Here is a 19,755-nt window from a genome sequence, read left to right on the forward strand (position 1 = left end):
ATAATGATAATCAACCGATAATAATAGAAGAATATAACGTAAGGGGTTTTGGTTATGAATCAATTGGCAAACTGTCCACAGTGTAATCAGTTATTTTTGAAAACGACCATCCAAACGGTTTGTAACAAGTGCTTTGAAGAAGAAGAGCGTTCATTTGATATCGTTTATAAATTCTTGCGGAAGCAAAGTAATAGACAATCGACAATTGCTGAAATAGTAGAAGCAACAGAAGTAGCTGAGGAATTAATTTTAAAATTTATTCGATTGAAAAGACTTCAAATTAGTCAATTTCCGAATATCAACTATCCTTGTGAAAGATGTGGCAAACCGATTAGGAAAAACAAGCTATGCAGCCAATGTGAACAGGATATTCATTCTCAAATCAGTCAAATGAACCAAGAAGAGGCGCGTAAAAAGGAGATCGAATCCAGGAAAAAAGACACCTATTATGCCATTAATCCTAAAAATGACTGATTCCCTAAACTAAGTTGCAGTTTGGTCGATAAAATAGATAGAATCAAGATAGACTGTAACGGAAAGCGAGAGGAATCCCGTGAAAATTAATCGATATGGAACACAACCAGTAAATCCTTACAAGAAAACATATGAGAAACAAACGTTGCAATCGAATCAACCAAAAACAACCGATAAAGTAGAAATTTCTAAAAAGGCAATCGAAATGCAAAAGGTGCCAAATTTAATGAAAGAACGCCAAGAAAAAATAGAGCAAATTAAAAAAAGCATTGAAGCTGGGACATATCAAGTTGATACAAAAGGCATCGCTGATAAAATGCTGAATTTTTATAAACAACAATAATAAAAGGAGTAGCGTGAATGTCAGTTAAAATAATTATTGAAGAGCTGCATCGTCTCTATGGATTACACGAACAGCTTCTAAAGCTGTCTAAGGATAAAACAGACATTCTGAAAAGTAATGAGATTGATGCTCTTTCAGAGACTCTAAATCTTGAGCAAAAATATATTCAGGCCATTTCTCAACTAGAAGAAAAGCGGATTGAAGCGACGGTTCAATTTTTACAGAATGATCAATCACCGACGATTACTGCGTGTATTGAAAAGGCTGAAGGTACGGATAAAGAGGAGCTCATTTCGCTATTTCAGAAATTAACTGACATCATGGTGGAACTGAAAGATGCAAATGAATTAAATAAACAGCTCATTCAGCAGTCACTTCAATTTATTTCACTGACATTCGATCTCGTTAACCCTAACAAAGACAATATGAATTACGGACAAAACGGTCTTGGAAGTTCGAAGCCTAAACAGCATATGGCTTTGTTTGATTCAAAGGCGTAATCAAGGAGGATACCAATGGGTTCTACATTCATGGGTTTAGAAACAGCAAAAAGAGGAATTACAGCCCAGCGTGCAGGGCTTTATGTCACATCAAACAACGTGTCCAATGCAAATACGGATGGCTATTCAAGACAGAGAGTTACTTTTAAATCAGATAACCCTTATCCAGTTATTTCTGTGTATGATGGCAAGACCTATGGACAAATGGGAACAGGTGTTCAAGTTGGAACCGTTGAAAGAATTAGAGACAGTTTTTTAGACCTTCAATATAGAGGTCACAATAACAACATGTCTTACTATGCAGCGAAGTCTGATGCCCTTTCACAAATGGAAGGAGTCATGAATGATTTAACAGATGAAGGCTTAAACAGAGCTTTTGATAATCTTTGGAAATCATTACAGGTCCTTTCTGAAACGAAAAGTGCAGATACAGCATCTGCACGTACTGTTGTAAAAACGAGTGCACAGGCTTTGGTAGATCAATTTCGCCTACTAAATTCTTCTTTAACAACGATACAAAAGAATTTGAAAACAGAGCTTGATTCAACTGCAAAAAATGTAAACACACTCTTGACTCAAATTGATGAAGTGAACAAACAGATTGCAAAGGTTGAGCCAAATGGTTACCTTCCAAACGATCTTTATGACACGCGTGATGCCCTTGTAGATCAACTATCCTCTCTTGTTGATATTAAGGTGAGCTACAACCAATCTGGTGGAAATGCGCTGAAAATTGCTGAAGGCACTGTCAATATTGACATCATAGGTGCAAATGGACAATCTGGTGGAACCATTCTGAACGGTATTACCAACGAAAAGTCTGAATTGCAGATCTCCTATGACAATACGACAGGTCTTGTAGATTCTCTTCAATTCGGAACAACGACAATTGCAGCAGATCAATTACAAGTAAATGGTAAAGTGAAAGCACTTGTTGAGGCTTATGGCTACATGTCTAATGGAACTGAAAAAGGAATGTATCCAGAGATGCTTGCAGAACTAGATCTAGTAGCGCAAGTATTCATGGATAAATTCAATGAAGTGCATAAACAAGGGTACACGTTAAATGGTGAAAACGGACAAAATTTCTTTGATATTGAGAATAATAATGATTTGAATAAAGGAGTAGCAGCTCGGATCAAGGTCAGTGATACAATTTTAGCATCAACAGATAATATTGCCGCATCACTTAATCAAACTAAAGGTGATGGTTCGAATGCCACTCATTTAGCAAATATCCAAGACTTAAAACTATCAATTGGTGGAAACACAACGACAATTCAGGATTACTATCAGAACGTTATTGCTGAAATGGGTATACAAGGGAAAAAAAATAAGACGCTTGAAAGCAACTCAGCTGCCCTTGTAAGTTCGTCCAATGAACGTAGAATGTCGACTAGCGCTGTTTCAATTGATGAAGAAATGTCTAACATGATTCAATTTCAGCATGCGTATAATGCTGCGGCAAGAATTGTGACATTACAAGATGAAGTATTAGATAAACTAATCAACGGCATGGGTGTCGTAGGAAGGTAGGAATAACTGATGCGAGTCACGCAGGGTATGATTTCTCAAAACTCACTTCGCAATATTAGTAAAAGTTATGAACGTCTTTCTCAAATAAATGAACAAGCACAAACAGGAAAACGTTTCACGAAAACGTCGGATGATCCCGTTGCGGCAGTGAAAAGTCTTCAATATAGTACGGCCCTTTTTCGAAATGAACAATATAAGAATAATTTAAACGAGGCTCGAAACTGGATTGATACATCAGAAACAAGTGTTACTGAAATCATTGATATTATGTCAGATGTTCGAGACAAAGTAATTGATGCGACTAACGGGACAAAGCAGCCTGAAGACTTAGCGGCAATCGGAGTGGAAATTGGTCAGATGAAGAAACAAATCATTGATGCGATGAACACTCAGATGTTAGGTAAGTATGTATTTAATGGAACAAACACAAATGTAAAACCTGTTGTGGAAAATGCGGACGGTACGTATACTTTTAACTTTGAAAATTATACCGAAGCAAATGCAGTGAAGTCTAACATTTCAGATGGTATTACTTTGAATGTGAACTCAAATCCACTTTCAGCGTTTGGTGGAAAGTCTGCCAGTGGTCAAAATGTTATCGAAATGCTGAATGACCTAGAAAACTCATTGAAAAATGGAACATTTACTAATTCAGATGGGGCACTTGGGGATATCGACCAGTTTAAAGAGGTCATGAGTGCGGAGCGTTCAGATCTTGGAGCTAGATCCAATCGTATTGACTTAGTGGGCAGTCGTTTGACTTCACAATACGAAGTGCTGAAAAATGCGAAATCAGATAATGAAGATGTTGAAAGTGAAAAAGCCATTATTGATCTTCTACAACAAGAAGTTGTGAATAGAGCTGCTTTAGCAACGACAGCTAAGGTGATTCAGCCGTCGCTTGTCGATTTCTTAAGATAATAAAAAGCATCCTTTGGGTGCTTTTTTGCATCATGGAGGTGAACATATGCAAATTCCTAGATTGTTAATGCAACAAAAATATGCAAAGTTGCAAATGTCGACAACGCCTTCTAGACAGGTAATAGAACAGCCTAGAGCGGACCTTGAAATTGAGCAACCTAAGGCAGTGATGAATATCACAAGAACACCCTCAAAATTAACAATTGATCAATCAGAAGCATTTGCAGATATGGACATAAAGTCGATTTTTAGGCGCTCTGAGGAGTGGGCGGCAGAGGGGAAACGTGCCGTTGGAGAAGGAATGGGAAGAAGAGCGGAGGAGGGAAGCGAACTCATTAAAATTGAGGATGGTGGTAATGCAATTGCTGAATTTGCCAAAATCAATGGAGGCCCTTCCGCAAAAGAATTCACGATTGGTGTCATTCCTTCATTCTTTAGTGTCAAAGTGAATTATCAGCCTTCTGAGCTTCAAATTGACATTGAGCCGCAAAAAGCTGTGATTGAGGCAACGCCACATAAACCTATCGTTACCTACTATCCAGGTAAATTAAATATTGATATGTTACAATACCCTGAATTGAAAATAGAGGTTGACGAGACGGGTTAAAATGGTGATAAGGTATAGTTAAGAAAATGAAAAAGGTCGTGAATTATGATCATTCAAACAAAATATCATGGTGAAGTGACAATTAAAGAGGAGCAGATCATCACCTTCTCTAATGGGATACCAGGATTTCTAGATCAAAAGCAATTTGTTATTTTACCTTTATCAGAAGAATCTCCCTTTTTAGTTCTCCAATCATTAAAAAACGCAAATTTGGGTTTTATTGTCAGTAGTCCATTTTTATTCTTCAATCAATACGAATTTGATCTAGAAGAATCTGTTGTTGACATACTTGGTATTGAAGATGCAAATGATGTTGAAGTGATGGTCATCTTAACAATGGAATCTTCTATTGAGAAAACGACAGCCAATTTAAAAGCACCTATTATTGTAAACCTGAAAAATATGAAAGCCAAACAGGTAATTTTACATGATTCAGCCTATCATACAAAACACTTGTTAGAGGTGGCTTCATCATGTTAGTCCTGTCTCGTAAATTAAATCAGTCGATTCAAATAGACGATGATATTGAAGTTAAGATTATTTCAATTGAAGGAGATCAAGTGAAGATCGGAATTGATGCTCCTAAGCATATTGATATTCACAGAAAAGAAATTTATCTATCCATCCAAGAAGAGAATAGTCGCGCTGCAAGCTTGTCCTCAGATCTTCTATCTCAATTATCCTCACAAAAAAAGTGAGGATTTTTTTATCTAATCATTCACTCCTTTCCCGTAGAAGAGCTTTCAATGTGCTTTTTTCATTCAGCTTCAATTTATATGAAACTTTAACAAATCGGCTCATCTATATTTAATTTAAAAAATCAAAGCCGATATAAAAGGTAGATTAAAGCACAGGAGCTGAATAACTATGTCTGTTGGTAAGTTGACACCGCTAGTTTCAATTATCGATGCATATCATACCCGTGTTTCTAATAATCAAAATGACACTGTAAACGCAGATTTACAAGAAAATGGCAGGTCAGTTTCAAAGGAGGAAATTGATAAAACGATTCAAGGAGCAAACAAGCTCATTGAACCTACTCAGTTCCATCTTCAATTTGAATTACATGAAAAGCTTAATGAATATTATGTCAAAGTAGTGGATAACCAAACAGATGAAGTCATTAGAGAAATTCCTTCCAAAGAATGGCTTGATTTTTATGCGGCTATGACAGAAATTGTCGGATTATTTGTAGATAAAAGAATGTAAATGAAGGGAGAACATACACAATGGTCAATCGAATTACTGGATTTTCAAATGTGTTTGATATTGACGAGATCGTGTCAAAGTTGATGAAAACCGAACAAGCTCCGCTTGATAAAATGACACGTCAGAAACAGACACTAGAATGGCAAAGAGACAGCTATCGCGAGATTAATTCAAAAGTCAAAGAATTAGATGACTTGATTAACAGTTTAGCCCTCACGCGTCCAAGTACATATGGCGCAAAAAAAGTGTCAAGCTCCAATGAATCTGCTGTGACAGCGACTGGAACGACAAATGCTACCTCTGGCATGATTTATGTGACTCAGCTTGCGACAGCTTCCGTTTTCAAATCGTCTGGAACATCTGGATTTACTCCAGCAAACGGTACTTTTACTTTCGAAGTGACTACACCAGATTCAACCAAACCAACAACGGTGACGATCAACACTTCAGAAACTGATACACTTGATACGATTGTATCAAAATTGAATAACTCACAACTTGGTGTGACGGCTTATAAAGGTCAAATTTCTGATGGGACAAACTATGTGGATACCATTGCCCTTACTTCACGAACAACTGGTGAAGGTGTAAGTATTAAAGCAACTGATGGTAATTCTGCTTCATTCCTTACCCAACTAGGATTCCAGGTAGATGGTGATAACAAACTTGTTGCTACGACTAAAGGACAAAAAGCTCAATACGAAATAAATGGTCTTAAAATGGAAAATAACAATAATACATTTACGCAGGCAGGCATCACATATGAGTTAAAAGGAACGACCGATAAGCCTGTTAGCTTAAACGTTTCAACAGATGTCGATACGATCTATGATAAAATTAAGCAATTTGTTGATAAATACAATGAACTCGTTGAGCAGGTCAATGGTAAAGTCAATGAAAAGAAAAATAGAGACTATCAACCATTAACGGCTGAAGAGAAAAAAGCGATGTCTGACAAGGAAATTGAGCTTTGGGAAAAAACAGCCAAGTCTGGTTTGTTACGAAGTGATTCCATTTTAAGATCGGGAACTTCTAAATTAAGAAATGACTTTTATGCGGATATTAAGACTGGCGATTCCAATATTCACATTACACAAATCGGAATTACCACATCAGCAAAGTATAAAGATGGCGGAAAGCTTGAAATTAATGAAGAGAAACTAAGAAAAGCTATTGAAGAAGATCCTCAAAAGGTTAGTCAAATGTTTATCTCTGGTTCTTTAAATGTTGATTCGAAAGATCAAGACAAGGCTCAGCAGCAATATAAGGAGCAGGGAATTATTTATCGTATTAAAAATTCCTTAACGGCCTTCACGAAGAGTATCCAAACGAAAGCCGGCAGTGCATCTATGGATTTAAAGGAATACGGACTTGGCAAGGACCTTGAATCATTGACGAAACGAATGAGTGATTTCCAAGATCGCTTAAAAATTGTCGAAAACCGTTACTATACAAAGTTTAATGCCATGGATAGTGCGATTCAAAAGCTAAACAACCAATCTGGCTATCTTTCTCAACTGCTTGGACAATAAATTGGAGGTTTATAACATATGGCCATACAGAATCCTTATGCCGCCTATCAGAAAAATTCTATTGAGACCGCTACACCGGCTGAGTTGACGCTTATGCTTTATGAAGGATGCTTAAAGTTCATCAAACTAGCAAAGCACGCCATTCACCAAGAGGATGCTGAAACGAGAAACTTGAACTTGAAAAAGGCCCAAAACATCATTCAAGAATTAAATGTCACCTTAAATCGTTCTTATGATGTAGCGAAGAGTATGGCAAGTATGTATGATTACATCTATCGCAGGCTCATTGATGCAAATCTCAAGAATGATGCAGAGATTCTGAGTGAAGTAGAACAATACGTGACCGATTTCCGTGATGCTTGGAAACAAGTAATTCAAACAGATCGAAAAGGTCGTCATCAATCCATCGGGGGTTCTCTATGAATGTTGTTGATCAACTTTATGGACAAACATTAAAAATGGCTGCTGAAATAGAATCAAATCCACAGAGCGAAACATTGGTTGAAGACTTTGACGCCTTTTTAATTGAAAGAGACGAATTGATGAGAGACATTCAGCATGAACTCTCATTACAAGAAAAAGAGAAGATCAAAGAAATCATTCAAACGGATCAAAAGATGGCGAAGCAATTAACTGAGATTCAAAAAGGGATAAAAGCAGATATCCAAGCCATTCAAAGAAAAAAATCAAAACAGATGAACTATCAAAATCCATATCAACCAATCACTAGTGATGGCGTATACTACGATAAACGGAAATAAATAGGTGAGATTTGTGGCGTATCGTTCAGATGACTATATATTATTAAGCACATATTATGAGCTTCTATACACCATAGAAGAGGGTCTAAAATATTTAGATGAAATGGCGAAGAATTTTGCAAAAACAGAAGGGGATCGGATTTTTAATGATCTGATCCATGCCTTCTTTCATTTAGAGACAACACATCCTCTTCTACTTTCAATTATAGAAAATGAGCATTTTGCACAGACGATTCGTTCGTTTGATCAAATTTTTTTAAGTTTCGATATACTAGCATTCTATACATTCCCTTCAAATCACTTCCAAACATTCCTTAATGCATACTTTTTACCTGAATATAGAAGTTGGATGAATGACATACATGCCTGCATGAGGCCGTATGTCATTCATTAATTTTCTTTGAATTCTGATCATTTGAAGGGATTTATGAGTTTAAAAAATCAATTGTTATTTAGGTTTTGTGTATTGTCGATCAGTCTTCTAGGGAGTTTTATCTATTACAAAACAGATCAGGTTCATAAAGGTCTACTCAAAAAAGTGAAGTCGTATCAGACATCACTAGAATTAAAGTGCTTTTGCAAAAATCGGAAGCCCAAATGAAGACATATGTTGTGGCACAAGAAGGAGCAACTCTATGAAGATATTAAATACATTGAACAGGTCTGTGAAACTTCACATGAACAATCGGATGCAGTAGCAAAAGTGGCTTATGCCATTAAGAATCGCAACCACGTATGCAAAATGCAGTTTAACACAAGCGCCTGATGTTTCGGGTCACTCAATTTCAGTGACTGAAAAGGCTTTGAGGTGCACCTCACATTCAGCAATTTGTGAAACAAATGGGCTCTATTAAGGAATCTGTGAATGGCGGAAAAGCTGTTAGCTACTAATCGAGCGAGTACAGAGGAAATTTCCCAAACGATTGGTGTCATTGAAAAAGGGGCAAAACGTAACTCTGAAGAGACCGAGTACATGTCGGCGGCAGAAAAATCGCTGCTGTCAACGAAGATTTGAAAGCAATAACAGAGGATTTGAAATCTCTGTCTTCATCGCACATTTACATGCGATTTGGTCTTTTTCACGCATAAATCGAATATATATTCATCAGAAGATAAGGGAAGCTGAAGCAGCGCAAAATTCGACAAATTTCAATAAAAATTCACATTTAATTTACGTTTGAGCAGGAGAAAAGGAGGGTAAAGTAGAAATAAGTTTACATATCCTTAACTTAAAAGGAGGCGTTCTTTATATGAATTACAATGTCAGAGGAGAAAACATCGAAGTAACACCTGCACTAAGAGATCATGTCGAGAAAAAAATTGGAAAGCTGGAGCGTTATTTTGAGTCAGATGTTGATGCTTCAGTCAACGTGAACTTGAAGTTTTACAACGATCAAGAGTCTAAAGTGGAGGTAACCATTCCAATGACTGATCTAGCACTTCGAGCTGAAGTGCATAATGAGGATATGTACAATGCAATAGACTTAGCAGCCAGTAAATTAGAACGTCAAATTAGAAAACATAAAACAAAAGTGAACCGTAAATTCCGAGAGCAAGGTGTGAAAAAGCATTTGTTTGCTGGAGGAAATGGTGCTGCTGATGTAGCGGTTCAAGATGACGAAGAAATTGATGAAACAGAAATCGTCAGACAAAAACGTTTCAATTTAAAACCAATGGATAGCCAAGAGGCCATTCTCCAAATGAACATGCTAGGTCACAGTTTCTTTGTCTTCACAAATGCTGAGACAAATTTGACCAATGTCGTTTATCGCCGAAATGACGGCAAATATGGACTCATTGAACCAAACGCTTAAACTGCCGGTTCTGCTGATCCTAAAACAACATAAATGAAGCAAACCCGTTCCCTTCATCAGGAGCGGGTTTTTTGTCCTAAATCATTGCAAATTCTTTGGAAATCATAGAAGGTATGGTATGATAAATGAAGGTAAATATGGACCTGTCAAACTTACTGGACATGCCGAACAATAGCATGAAATAGAGGAGCGTTATTATATGCTTGGAATTTTAAACAAAGTGTTCGATCCTACGAAACGTACGATCAGTCGATATGAAAAAAAAGCAAATGAAATCGAAGCTCTCGCTCAAGATTTTGAGAAATTATCGGACGAGGCTTTACGAAATAAAACGATTGAATTTAAAGAAAGGCTAGAAAAAGGACAATCAGAGGATGACCTATTGGTTGAAGCATTTGCAACGGTTCGCGAGGCAGCTCGCCGTGTGACAGGAATGTACCCATTTAAGGTTCAGTTGATGGGTGGGATTGCGCTTCATGAAGGCAACATCTCTGAAATGAAAACAGGTGAAGGTAAAACGTTGACATCAACGATGCCTGTTTATTTAAATGCTCTTTCTGGTAAAGGCGTCCATATCGTGACAGTCAACGAATATTTGGCAAGTCGTGATGCACAGGAAATGGGCAAAATTTTTGAATTTCTTGGACTAACGGTTGGATTGAACTTAAACAGCTTAGACAAAGATGAAAAAAGAGCAGCGTATGCTGCTGATATCACGTATTCAACAAACAACGAACTGGGATTTGACTATTTACGAGATAACATGGTGCTGTACAAAGAGCAAATGGTTCAAAGGCCGCTTCATTATGCCGTCATTGATGAGGTTGACTCAATTTTAATTGATGAAGCAAGAACACCACTTATTATTTCTGGACAAGCAGCAAAATCGACAAAGCTTTATGTACAAGCGAATGCATTTGTCCGAACATTAAAAATAGAAGACGATTTCACGTATGACATTAAAACAAAAAGTGTTCAGCTCACAGAAAGCGGAATGACGAAAGCGGAAAAAGCATTTGGTATTGATAACCTGTTTGATGTGAAACATGTTGCTTTGAACCATCACATTGCTCAAGCCTTAAAGGCACATGTTGCGATGCAAAAAGATGTTGATTACGTTGTAGAAGATGGTCAAGTAGTCATTGTCGATTCATTCACAGGCCGTTTAATGAAAGGCCGTCGATACAGTGAAGGTCTACATCAAGCCATCGAAGCTAAAGAAGGCCTTGAAGTGCAGAACGAAAGCATGACACTTGCAACAATTACTTTCCAGAACTACTTCCGGATGTATGAAAAATTATCTGGTATGACAGGTACAGCAAAAACAGAAGAAGAAGAATTCCGGAACATTTATAACATGCAGGTTGTAACAATTCCGACGAATAAACCGGTTGTACGTGAAGACAGACCTGATCTAATTTATCGTACGATGGAGGGCAAATTTAAAGCGGTTGCTGAGGATGTCGCTCAGCGCTACATGACGGGTCAGCCAGTGCTTGTGGGAACAGTGGCGGTTGAAACATCTGAGCTTATTTCTAAACTGCTTAAAAATAAAGGAATCCCTCATCAAGTGCTAAACGCAAAAAACCATGAGCGTGAAGCACAAATTATTGAGGAAGCCGGTCAAAAAGGTGCCGTAACGATTGCAACGAACATGGCAGGACGTGGTACGGACATTAAGCTTGGCGAAGGTGTCAAAGAGCTCGGCGGACTTGCTGTTATTGGTACAGAGCGTCACGAATCACGCCGTATTGATAATCAGCTTCGTGGTCGTTCTGGTCGTCAAGGAGACCCAGGGGTTACACAATTCTACCTTTCACTAGAAGATGAATTAATGCGTCGATTCGGTTCAGAGCGCACAATGGCTATGCTTGATCGTTTCGGCATGGATGACTCGACACCAATTCAGAGCAAAATGGTGTCCAAGGCAGTGGAGTCTTCTCAAAAACGTGTTGAGGGGAACAACTTTGACTCTCGTAAACAGCTTTTACAATATGACGATGTGCTACGTCAACAGCGTGAGGTCATTTATAAACAGCGCTTTGAAGTCATTGATTCTGATAATCTGAAGTCAATTGTATTGAATATGATTCAATCTTCTATTGAACGAGCGGTTGGTTCTTACACACCAAAAGATGAGCTTCCAGAAGAGTGGAAACTAGACGGTCTTGTCGAATTAATCAACACGAATTACTTAGATGAAGGTGCCATGACGGTCAAAGATATCTTCGGCAAAGAAGCGGATGAAATCACATCCTTTATCATGGATCGTATTAAAGAGAAATACGATGCGAAGGAAGAGATGTTTGGCGAAGAACAAATGCGTGAATTTGAAAAAGTGATTGTGCTTCGTGCAGTAGACTCGAAATGGATGGATCACATTGATGCAATGGATCAGTTGCGTCAAGGTATTCATTTACGTGCTTATGCACAAACAAATCCGCTTCGTGAGTATCAAATGGAAGGGTTTGCGATGTTTGAACATATGATCGCTTCCATTGAAGATGATGTGGCCAAATATATACTAAAATCAGAAATTCAAAATAACCTAGAACGTGAGGAAATCGTTCAAGGTCAAACCACAGCAATTCAGCCTCAGGAAGGTAATGAGGAGAAAACAGTGAAAAAGAAGCCGGTACGTAAAGTCGTTGATATCGGACGAAATGCACCTTGTCATTGCGGAAGCGGCAAGAAATATAAAAATTGTCATGGGATGACAGAATAAGTAAGAGAAAGAGGTGAAAGCCTCTTTCTCTTCATGTCGATCACCATATATCTATGAGGTGAAAAAAATGGAATTAGTAGAAATTAGACAAGAGCTTGAAAATATGGCTAGCAGGCTAGCCGATTTTAGGGGGTCTCTTTGACCTCGAAACGAAAGAGGCCAAAATAGCAGAACTCGAAGCGAAAATGTCAGAGGCTGATTTTTGGAATGATCAGCAGCAGGCGCAAGGTGTGATCAATGAAGCCAATGCACTCAAGGATGATGTGAATACCTATCATGAGCTGAGTGAATCACATGAAGAGCTGCAAATGACGCATGATTTATTAAAAGATGATTATGACGAGGAGCTTCATCAAGAGCTTGAAAAAGAGCTGAAAAACTTGACGAAGCAATTTAATGAATTCGAGTTGCAGCTTCTTCTCAGTGAGCCTTACGATAAAAACAATGCGATCCTTGAACTGCACCCTGGTGCAGGGGGAACTGAATCACAGGATTGGGGCTCTATGTTGCTAAGAATGTACACTCGCTGGGCAGAGCGCAGAGGCTTTAAAGTTGAAACGCTCGATTATCTTCCTGGTGATGAGGCAGGTATTAAGTCAGTTACATTGCTGATTAAAGGGCACAATGCTTACGGGTATTTAAAAGCAGAAAAGGGTGTGCACCGTTTGGTTCGTATTTCTCCTTTTGATTCATCTGGTCGTAGACATACATCATTCGTTTCCTGCGATGTGATGCCAGAATTTAATGAAGAAATCGATATTGATATCCGTACGGAGGACATCAAGGTTGATACGTATCGTGCAAGCGGTGCGGGTGGTCAGCACGTCAATACAACTGACTCTGCTGTTCGTATTACTCACATTCCAACGAATGTCGTTGTGACTTGTCAAACAGAAAGATCACAAATTAAAAATAGAGAACGTGCGATGAAAATGCTGAAATCGAAACTTTATCAAAAACGTATCGAAGAACAGCAGGCGGAACTGGATGAAATTAGAGGAGAACAGAAAGAAATTGGCTGGGGTAGCCAAATCCGTTCTTATGTATTCCACCCATATTCACTCGTCAAAGACCATCGAACCAATACAGAGATGGGAAATGTACAAGCGGTGATGGATGGAGAATTAGATTTATTCATCGATGCTTATTTACGTTCGAAATTATCATAAAAACTCGGCTTCTTGCCGGGTTTTTTTGATTGTGAGAAAATATATTGAATATAAAGGAATACATACGCCATACTGATTCTATATCCTTTGTATGATGAAATGAACAAATAAAGGGGGAAATACATTGGGATTAGAACCATTAAAAGAAACGTGGGATTTAGATTATTTTTTCAAGGGCGGTAGCTCGTCACAAGAATTTATCTCATATTTACAAAACATTCAGAAGCTGTTAGATGAATTACGCCAAAAGGTGGAAGCCTTTCAAAAAGAAAAAACACATTTTGAAAACAAATTAGTCTCTGTCCTTGAGACTTATGAAATCACATTTAAAAAACTCTCTCAAGCAAGTTCGTTTGTAACTTGTCTACAATCTCAAAACACAAAAGACATGAAAGCCGCCAGCCTGCGGGGAGCCATTGCCAAGCTTGAAGCTGAATTGGGGACGATTCTTGCTTTGCTTGATCAATCACTTGGTGCGATACCTCAAAACGACTGGGATGAACTAATCCATTCGGCGGTCTTTTCAGATATTCGTTACATATTAAATGAACGCAGAGAGCGTGTGAAAGATCAATTACCTGTTGAACAGGAAACCTTGATTCAACAGTTATCTGTAGATGGGTATCATGCTTGGGAGGAGCTTTATTCTAGTCTAGTAAATAAAATAACCATTCCATTTGAGCAAAATGGCGAAACACAGATGATATCTGTTGGTCAGGCGGAAAATGCTATGGACGATTCAGATCGAGATGTGAGAAAGACAGTCTATCAACATCTCGAGCAAGCTTGGACCCAAGATGAACATTTATTTGCGAGCACGCTAAATCATCTAGCTGGTTTTCGTTTACAAGTGTATGAAGCAAGAGGCTGGGACCATATTTTAAAAGAGCCGCTTGATATTTGCAGAATGAAGCAGGAGACGCTTGATGCGATGTGGTCTGTGATTGAAGACCATAAACAGCCGTTCATTGATTACTTACACCGAAAAGCAGAGATGCTAGGGATCGAAAAGCTTAGCTGGTTTGATGTTGGTGCACCAATTGGAAGCGAGACGAAGAAATATTCCTATCAGGAGGCAGCTACTTTCATTATCAAACATTTTGCTGGATTTGGTCAGAAGCTCGCTGCATTTACTGAAAAAGCATTTAATGAACGTTGGATAGAAGCGGAAGATCGGCCTAATAAACGAGTAGGCGGATTTTGTACGAATTTCCCCGACAGCGGGGAATCACGCATTTTTATGACATTCTCAGGTAGCCCGTCGAATGTAGCGACATTGGCTCATGAGCTAGGTCACTCTTTCCATCAAGAAGTGATGCAGGACGTTCGTGTTCTGAACCGTAAATATGCGATGAATGTAGCTGAAACTGCATCTACTTTCGCAGAAATGATTGTGGCAGATGCTTCATTAAAAGAGGCAGCAACAGAAGGAGAGCGTCTAAGTTTATTGGAAGATAAGCTGCAACGCAGTGTGGCGTTCTTTATGAACATTCAATCACGTTTCTTATTTGAACAGCGTTTTTATGAGGAGCGTAAGCACGGAGTGGTACCAGTTGACCGTTTGAATGAGCTCATGGTAGAAGCACAAAGGGAAGCCTTTGGTGACACATTAGGTGAATACCATCCTCATTTCTGGGCGTCTAAGTTACATTTTCATATTACAGGTGTTCCATTTTATAATTTCCCATATACATTTGGCTATATGTTCTCGTTAGGTATTTATGCCAAAGCGTTAAAGGTTGGAACAGCGTTTGAAGAGAAATATATTGCGTTATTAAAAGATACTGCTTCAATGACTGTGGAAGATTTAGCGTATAAGCATCTGGGGGTGGATTTAACAAAAAAAGCATTTTGGCAAGAAGCCATCTCTTTAGCTGTGGCAGATGCCGAGGAATTTTTAGAGGTGACGGCAAAGTAAACATAAAAGAAGCTTCCATATTTTTCATTATGGGAGCTTCTTTGCTGGTTTTAACCAATCGAGCATGGTTTGAATGATTTCCTTTTGCTGTGTGATGGCTGGTATATCAGCAGGCTGGTCACCTTTTTGTTTGCCGTACATACCAAATTGAGCATGGTTTCCACCTTTTATCTCATGATAAATCGTTTGAGAAGGCAGCTTGTTTTTCGATTGATTGATCTTTTCTTGTGTGGCTAGCCCATCTTTTTCTCCTGAAATGGACAGTACTTGAAAGGATGTCTGTTTGAGTTCATCTGATGCCGGATAAGAGGCAAGAAAAAACAAGCCGTCTAGTTTGTTTTGATTTTTTTCTGCATACATTGCGGCTGCTGTGCCGCCGAGTGAATGTCCACCAATATACCAGTGTTTTATGGCTGGATGATCTTTTATGATGTCCTGCGCTTTATCTGTGTTGAAGATGGCGAAGGAAAAAGGCATGTCAGGAATAAAGACGGAATAGCCTTTTTTCATTAAAGCATTGCCTATATAGGAATACGCAAGAGGTTCAACTTTTGCACCAGGGTAAAGAATGATGCCTGCATTTCTTTTTTGAGCTTCAAATGTATAGACGCCATTTGTATGCTGAACTTGTTCGAGGCTGACTTGTTCTTTTAGCTCCTGAGATGGACTGTATGTAAAGCGGCTCCATATATAAAAAGCACCAAAAGCCAAGATGATTAGTGTGAGTAATGTGATGCTGGTGATTTTCAGTATTCTTTTCATTGCATGTCCCTTCTTTCTCATGTACTTATTAAATATACCATTATTTCATGTCATTCCAACTAACGGATACGCTGATCCATCTCTGTGTTAAAGTATTAATCCATTAGTACTGTATTTGGCTGTTATTTACAATCCGAATAGGAGGGCTTAAAATAGGTGTGCATTCAAGAAGTAACGGAGGAAGAAAGACATGAAGCAGGTTCATTCTCAATTTTGGATTGAAACGAAAAATTATATGTTCATTTTAATAGGGTCGACCATTGTGGCGATTGGGTTTAATACGTTATTATTACCGAATCAAATTGCCGCCGGTGGTGTAAGCGGTATTAGTACCATTATGCAGTCTTTTGGATTTGAAGCGGCCTATGTACAATGGGGCTTGAATATTCCACTGTTTATCGCCGGTTTTTATTTACTAGGCGGTACATTTGGAGTGAAAACTCTTGTTGGTTCTATTTTTTTACCTTTGATGGTGTTTTTAACAAGGAATATTGCGCAGGTGACACATGAAGCTCTTCTTGCGGCGATTTTTGGAGGAGTGGTGATTGGTATCGGAATTGGACTTGTGTTCCTTGGCAATGGATCAACGGGGGGAACGGCACTTGCCGCTAAAATCATCAATAAGTATACGGGACTTTCGTTAGGCACATGTCTTGCGATGATGGATGGGCTCATTGTGTTGGCTGCAATGACTGTTTTTGGGATCGAAGAAGGTCTGTATGCCGTAATTGGTGTGTTCATCTCTAGTAAAACGATTGATGTCGTTCAGGCTGGTTTTAGTCACTCAAAAATGGCGATGATTATCACAGGACACGAGGATGAGGTACGGCAGGCTGTTTTTGACCAAATCGATCGTGGTGTTACGAAGATCTCGGCAGTTGGAGGATATACAGATCATGACCGGCCTATTCTCATGTGTGTGGTTGGTCAGTCACAATTCACAAAGTTGAAACAAGTCGTCAAGGCGATTGATGCATCAGCATTTGTTATTGTAATGGACGTTAAAGAGGTTCTCGGTGAGGGTTTTAAAAGGGCGTAAACAAGGATATAATAGCGTTGACCAAATGATTGTTGGGGAGGGAAATAGATGAAAAAGAGCGGATTAGCCCTGCTATTTGCCGCAATGTTTTTTGTTCTTGCGGCTTGTGGAGGGAATTCAAGTAGCGGTGACAAAGAAGGCAGTAAGAGTGCTTCTACTGTTAGCAGTGGTGAGGAGATCTATCAGCAAAACTGTATCGGCTGCCATGGGAAAGATTTATCAGGCGGAGGCGGACCAAGCTTGAAAGAAATCGGTAAAAAGTATAATGAGAGCCAAATCGCAGATATTGCAAAGAACGGTAAAGGTTCAATGCCAAGCGGGATGGTTGATGAAAAACAAGCAAAAGAAGTCGCAAAGTGGCTCGCAAAGAAAAAATAAAATCTTTGTCTAATGGACTGAGATTGATAAAAAACACCTTTAAGTTGAAAATCGGGTATAGAATACCTGAAAAGAAATTGGAGGTGTTTTTTGTATGAGGGCAAGAGTCAGCTACTCGGCAAGCGTAAAAGAAGAGAACAAAAGAAATGGTGTAACGGTCCTTTTTACTAAACTCAACGAAAGTAATGACACCAGATTGTGAGAACACTAGAAAATAGTCTAGATGAAACTTGAGCATGACAGTATTCGAATGACATATTTTACTTCGCATGTGTTGAAAGAATTGGAGGTGTGCGAAGAGCTGAGGTTGAAAAAATAAATACTATCAATTAAAAAAGCTGGCTACATTTAACCTTTCAACAGCACTCATATGATTTCGAGTGCTGTTTTTGTATCTTTCTCCCTATTTAATGACAATCTTTTCATTGGTAAAATTGCCCTTGTTCAGAATAAGAGGGAGTGATTTCTTCTGGGGAAAATACTTGATGCCAAAGCACTAACAAGCGCTATGGAAGAAAGAGCGAAGCACTATCAGGAACTCCGGGAACAAATGATAGATTTGAAGCACGCATTACAAGGTGTAGCCAATCTCGGTGATGATTTCACGGGAAAAGGTGCCGACAATATTAAAAGTTTTTATCAAGAGCTTGCTGGAAATGTGGACATGCTTACTAGCTTTATAGATAAACAAAAAGCCTTTCACGAAGGTGTTGCGGGTACACTTGAAGATGCCAATCTTGGCGGTGATACTTTTATTGATGAACACTTTCTAGAAAATCAGGTAGAGATGGGGTTAAAAAACGCTAAAAGCATTGTATCTGATCAAAAGAAGGCACTGGAAAGCATTTTTCAGGATATAGATGATCTCATCTCCCTTGATGTGTTTGATGATCAAATCTTTCATGAAAAGATAACGGATGCCGAAGACGAACGGAAAAAGACCGTAAACGATTTAAACGAATTAGACCAACATCTAAAAGATGAATATGCTTTGTCAGAGACTGAAGAGCAGGCTACAATGGCATTGTACGCCGAAATGATGAATGCGACAAATGACGGAAAAACCATTTCACCGATGAATTTTGATAAGAAAGCGTATCAAAATAGCGAAATCTACAAGGCAAAAAGCGATATTGAGAAGCAAACTTCTGAATATCTCAAAATCAAAAAAGAACAAGAAGAAGCCCGCAAGATTGCGAAAGAACAAGAAGCATTGGCGAACCGCCCTTGGTATGAAAAAGCCCTCGATTATGGGGGAAATATCGTCAATGAACTAACAGGTGTGAATGATGCCAAACGTGCCGCAACAGGTATTGATCCCATCACAGGCAAGCATCTCACCGCAGGACAGCGAGTCGCCGCAGGCGGCATGGCAGCGGCAGGCTACATCCCAATCGTCGGCTGGGCAGGACGCATTTTCAAAGGCGGGAAAGCGATCTACAAAACCACCCAAGCCACTTCAGCCGCAATCAGGGCGATTGACATTTATAAAACGTCACAAAAATCTTTTGACGTCCTAAAAACATCTCAAAAAGGCTTATATGGTCTCACCGCCGCCAACGGCTTCAGCGAAGCCATCACTGGCAGAGACATGTTTGGAAACAAAATCTCGAAAGAACAGCAGGAAGCGAGTATGAATGCGGCGCTGGGAATGCTTTTGCCGTTTGGGGCGAAAGGGTTTAATGATAAGATGGCGGTTAAGAGTACTGTTAAAAATGTAGATAATGGTACAGTGTGGAAGAATATAAAAATTACTCAACCACTTTATGAAGGTACAAAAATCCCAAAATCCTTTGAATTAGCAACAGCAGGTGAAAAGTTCTGGGTACATCCAAATGGAACAAAACATATGGTCGAGTATATAACAAGAGATGCGACTACACATGGTATGCCGATAAATAGTCAAACTTTATTGTCGAGTTTCCAAAACTCTGTTAACAATGCTACTAAGCAAGGAATTAAATATGAAGAAATTATGAAGATAGGTAATTGAGAATTAATATTTAGTAAACCCCGTGGAGACGGATTACTACCAGTAATAAAGCATGCTGTGTATATGCCTTAGAA

The 19,755-nt window shown here is 38.8% G+C and carries 22 protein-coding genes; 21 read left to right on the plus strand and 1 reads right to left on the minus strand.

Annotation, left to right across the window (positions count from 1 at the left end):
• Window positions 1–54 precede the first annotated feature (54 nt).
• From ACIQCE_RS07040 to ACIQCE_RS07125, 18 genes are all read left to right on the plus strand, one after another.
• Window positions 55–474 carry a TIGR03826 family flagellar region protein gene (locus tag ACIQCE_RS07040; protein WP_400494168.1) on the plus strand — a complete coding sequence of 140 codons (420 nt, stop codon included), beginning with the start codon at window positions 55–57 and terminating at the stop codon, window positions 472–474.
• A 79-nt stretch (window positions 475–553) separates the two neighbouring features.
• The gene (gene flgM, locus ACIQCE_RS07045) at window positions 554–817 is read left to right on the plus strand and encodes a flagellar biosynthesis anti-sigma factor FlgM (protein WP_353854438.1); all 264 of its coding nucleotides are present in this window, start codon (window positions 554–556) and stop codon (window positions 815–817) included.
• 17 nt (window positions 818–834) lie between these two features.
• On the plus strand, window positions 835–1,317 hold the full coding sequence (locus tag ACIQCE_RS07050) for a flagellar protein FlgN (protein ID WP_400494169.1): 483 nt from the start codon (window positions 835–837) through the stop codon (window positions 1,315–1,317).
• Window positions 1,318–1,332: 15 nt separating this feature from the next.
• Window positions 1,333–2,853: a flagellar hook-associated protein FlgK gene (gene flgK / locus ACIQCE_RS07055; protein ID WP_400494170.1), complete on the plus strand. Its 1,521-nt coding sequence runs from the start codon at window positions 1,333–1,335 to the stop codon at window positions 2,851–2,853.
• A gap of 9 nt (window positions 2,854–2,862) precedes the next feature.
• Complete coding sequence (flgL, locus tag ACIQCE_RS07060) at window positions 2,863–3,774, plus strand: flagellar hook-associated protein FlgL (protein ID WP_400494171.1); 912 nt, start codon at window positions 2,863–2,865, stop codon at window positions 3,772–3,774.
• Between the two features lie 46 nt (window positions 3,775–3,820).
• Entirely contained in the window at window positions 3,821–4,381 is a 561-nt protein-coding gene (locus tag ACIQCE_RS07065; protein ID WP_400494172.1) for a DUF6470 family protein, read from the plus strand.
• Window positions 4,382–4,426: 45 nt separating this feature from the next.
• Window positions 4,427–4,861: a flagellar assembly protein FliW gene (fliW, locus tag ACIQCE_RS07070; RefSeq protein WP_400494173.1), complete on the plus strand. Its 435-nt coding sequence runs from the start codon at window positions 4,427–4,429 to the stop codon at window positions 4,859–4,861.
• The gene (gene csrA, locus ACIQCE_RS07075) at window positions 4,855–5,079 is read left to right on the plus strand and encodes a carbon storage regulator CsrA (protein WP_400494174.1); all 225 of its coding nucleotides are present in this window, start codon (window positions 4,855–4,857) and stop codon (window positions 5,077–5,079) included. The genes fliW and csrA overlap by 7 nt, the downstream gene beginning before the upstream one ends.
• A gap of 169 nt (window positions 5,080–5,248) precedes the next feature.
• Window positions 5,249–5,590, plus strand: a complete 342-nt coding sequence (flaG, locus tag ACIQCE_RS07080) for a flagellar protein FlaG (protein WP_400494175.1) — start codon at window positions 5,249–5,251, stop codon at window positions 5,588–5,590.
• Window positions 5,591–5,610: 20 nt separating this feature from the next.
• Window positions 5,611–7,122, plus strand: coding sequence for a flagellar hook-associated protein 2 (locus ACIQCE_RS07085; RefSeq protein ID WP_400494176.1), 1,512 nt, complete (start codon window positions 5,611–5,613; stop codon window positions 7,120–7,122).
• An 18-nt stretch (window positions 7,123–7,140) separates the two neighbouring features.
• Window positions 7,141–7,545: a flagellar export chaperone FliS gene (gene fliS / locus ACIQCE_RS07090; RefSeq protein WP_400494177.1), complete on the plus strand. Its 405-nt coding sequence runs from the start codon at window positions 7,141–7,143 to the stop codon at window positions 7,543–7,545.
• Complete coding sequence (fliT, locus tag ACIQCE_RS07095) at window positions 7,542–7,883, plus strand: flagellar protein FliT (RefSeq protein ID WP_400494178.1); 342 nt, start codon at window positions 7,542–7,544, stop codon at window positions 7,881–7,883. Before fliS ends, fliT begins: the two co-directional genes overlap by 4 nt.
• Before the next feature lie 13 nt (window positions 7,884–7,896).
• Window positions 7,897–8,277, plus strand: coding sequence for a DUF8042 domain-containing protein (locus ACIQCE_RS07100; protein WP_400494179.1), 381 nt, complete (start codon window positions 7,897–7,899; stop codon window positions 8,275–8,277).
• Between the two features lie 471 nt (window positions 8,278–8,748).
• Window positions 8,749–8,898: a hypothetical protein gene (locus ACIQCE_RS07105; protein ID WP_400494180.1), complete on the plus strand. Its 150-nt coding sequence runs from the start codon at window positions 8,749–8,751 to the stop codon at window positions 8,896–8,898.
• Between the two features lie 235 nt (window positions 8,899–9,133).
• Complete coding sequence (hpf, locus tag ACIQCE_RS07110; protein WP_353854450.1) at window positions 9,134–9,697, plus strand: ribosome hibernation-promoting factor, HPF/YfiA family; 564 nt, start codon at window positions 9,134–9,136, stop codon at window positions 9,695–9,697.
• Between the two features lie 199 nt (window positions 9,698–9,896).
• On the plus strand, window positions 9,897–12,422 hold the full coding sequence (gene secA, locus ACIQCE_RS07115; protein ID WP_400494181.1) for a preprotein translocase subunit SecA: 2,526 nt from the start codon (window positions 9,897–9,899) through the stop codon (window positions 12,420–12,422).
• A 67-nt stretch (window positions 12,423–12,489) separates the two neighbouring features.
• Window positions 12,490–13,591, plus strand: a protein-coding gene (gene prfB / locus ACIQCE_RS07120) for a peptide chain release factor 2 (protein ID WP_400494182.1) whose coding sequence is annotated in 2 segments (ribosomal slippage) — window positions 12,490–12,561 and window positions 12,563–13,591 — 1,101 coding nt in all. Because the reading frame shifts where the segments join, the coding sequence is not laid out codon by codon here.
• A 124-nt stretch (window positions 13,592–13,715) separates the two neighbouring features.
• Complete coding sequence (locus ACIQCE_RS07125) at window positions 13,716–15,509, plus strand: M3 family oligoendopeptidase (protein WP_400494183.1); 1,794 nt, start codon at window positions 13,716–13,718, stop codon at window positions 15,507–15,509.
• Between the two features lie 27 nt (window positions 15,510–15,536).
• On the opposite strand, the gene ACIQCE_RS07130 is transcribed toward ACIQCE_RS07125, so the two are convergent.
• Window positions 15,537–16,271 carry an alpha/beta fold hydrolase gene (locus ACIQCE_RS07130; RefSeq protein ID WP_400494184.1) on the minus strand — a complete coding sequence of 245 codons (735 nt, stop codon included), beginning with the start codon at window positions 16,269–16,271 and terminating at the stop codon, window positions 15,537–15,539.
• A 190-nt stretch (window positions 16,272–16,461) separates the two neighbouring features.
• On the opposite strand from ACIQCE_RS07130, the gene ACIQCE_RS07135 reads away from it, so the two are divergent.
• From ACIQCE_RS07135 to ACIQCE_RS07145, 3 genes are all read left to right on the plus strand, one after another.
• Window positions 16,462–17,310, plus strand: a complete 849-nt coding sequence (locus tag ACIQCE_RS07135) for a YitT family protein (protein ID WP_353854455.1) — start codon at window positions 16,462–16,464, stop codon at window positions 17,308–17,310.
• Window positions 17,311–17,358: 48 nt separating this feature from the next.
• Window positions 17,359–17,688 (plus strand): cytochrome c551, encoded by a 330-nt coding sequence (gene cccB, locus ACIQCE_RS07140; RefSeq protein ID WP_400494185.1) that lies wholly within the window; start codon window positions 17,359–17,361, stop codon window positions 17,686–17,688.
• Window positions 17,689–18,157: 469 nt separating this feature from the next.
• Window positions 18,158–19,681, plus strand: a complete 1,524-nt coding sequence (locus tag ACIQCE_RS07145) for a ribonuclease YeeF family protein (protein ID WP_483861787.1) — start codon at window positions 18,158–18,160, stop codon at window positions 19,679–19,681.
• Window positions 19,682–19,755: the final 74 nt, after the last annotated feature.

The sequence above is a fragment of the Bacillus sp. NPDC093026 genome, assembly GCF_044754665.1.
GTDB classification, from domain to species: Bacteria; Bacillota; Bacilli; order Bacillales; family Bacillaceae; genus Bacillus; species Bacillus maqinnsis.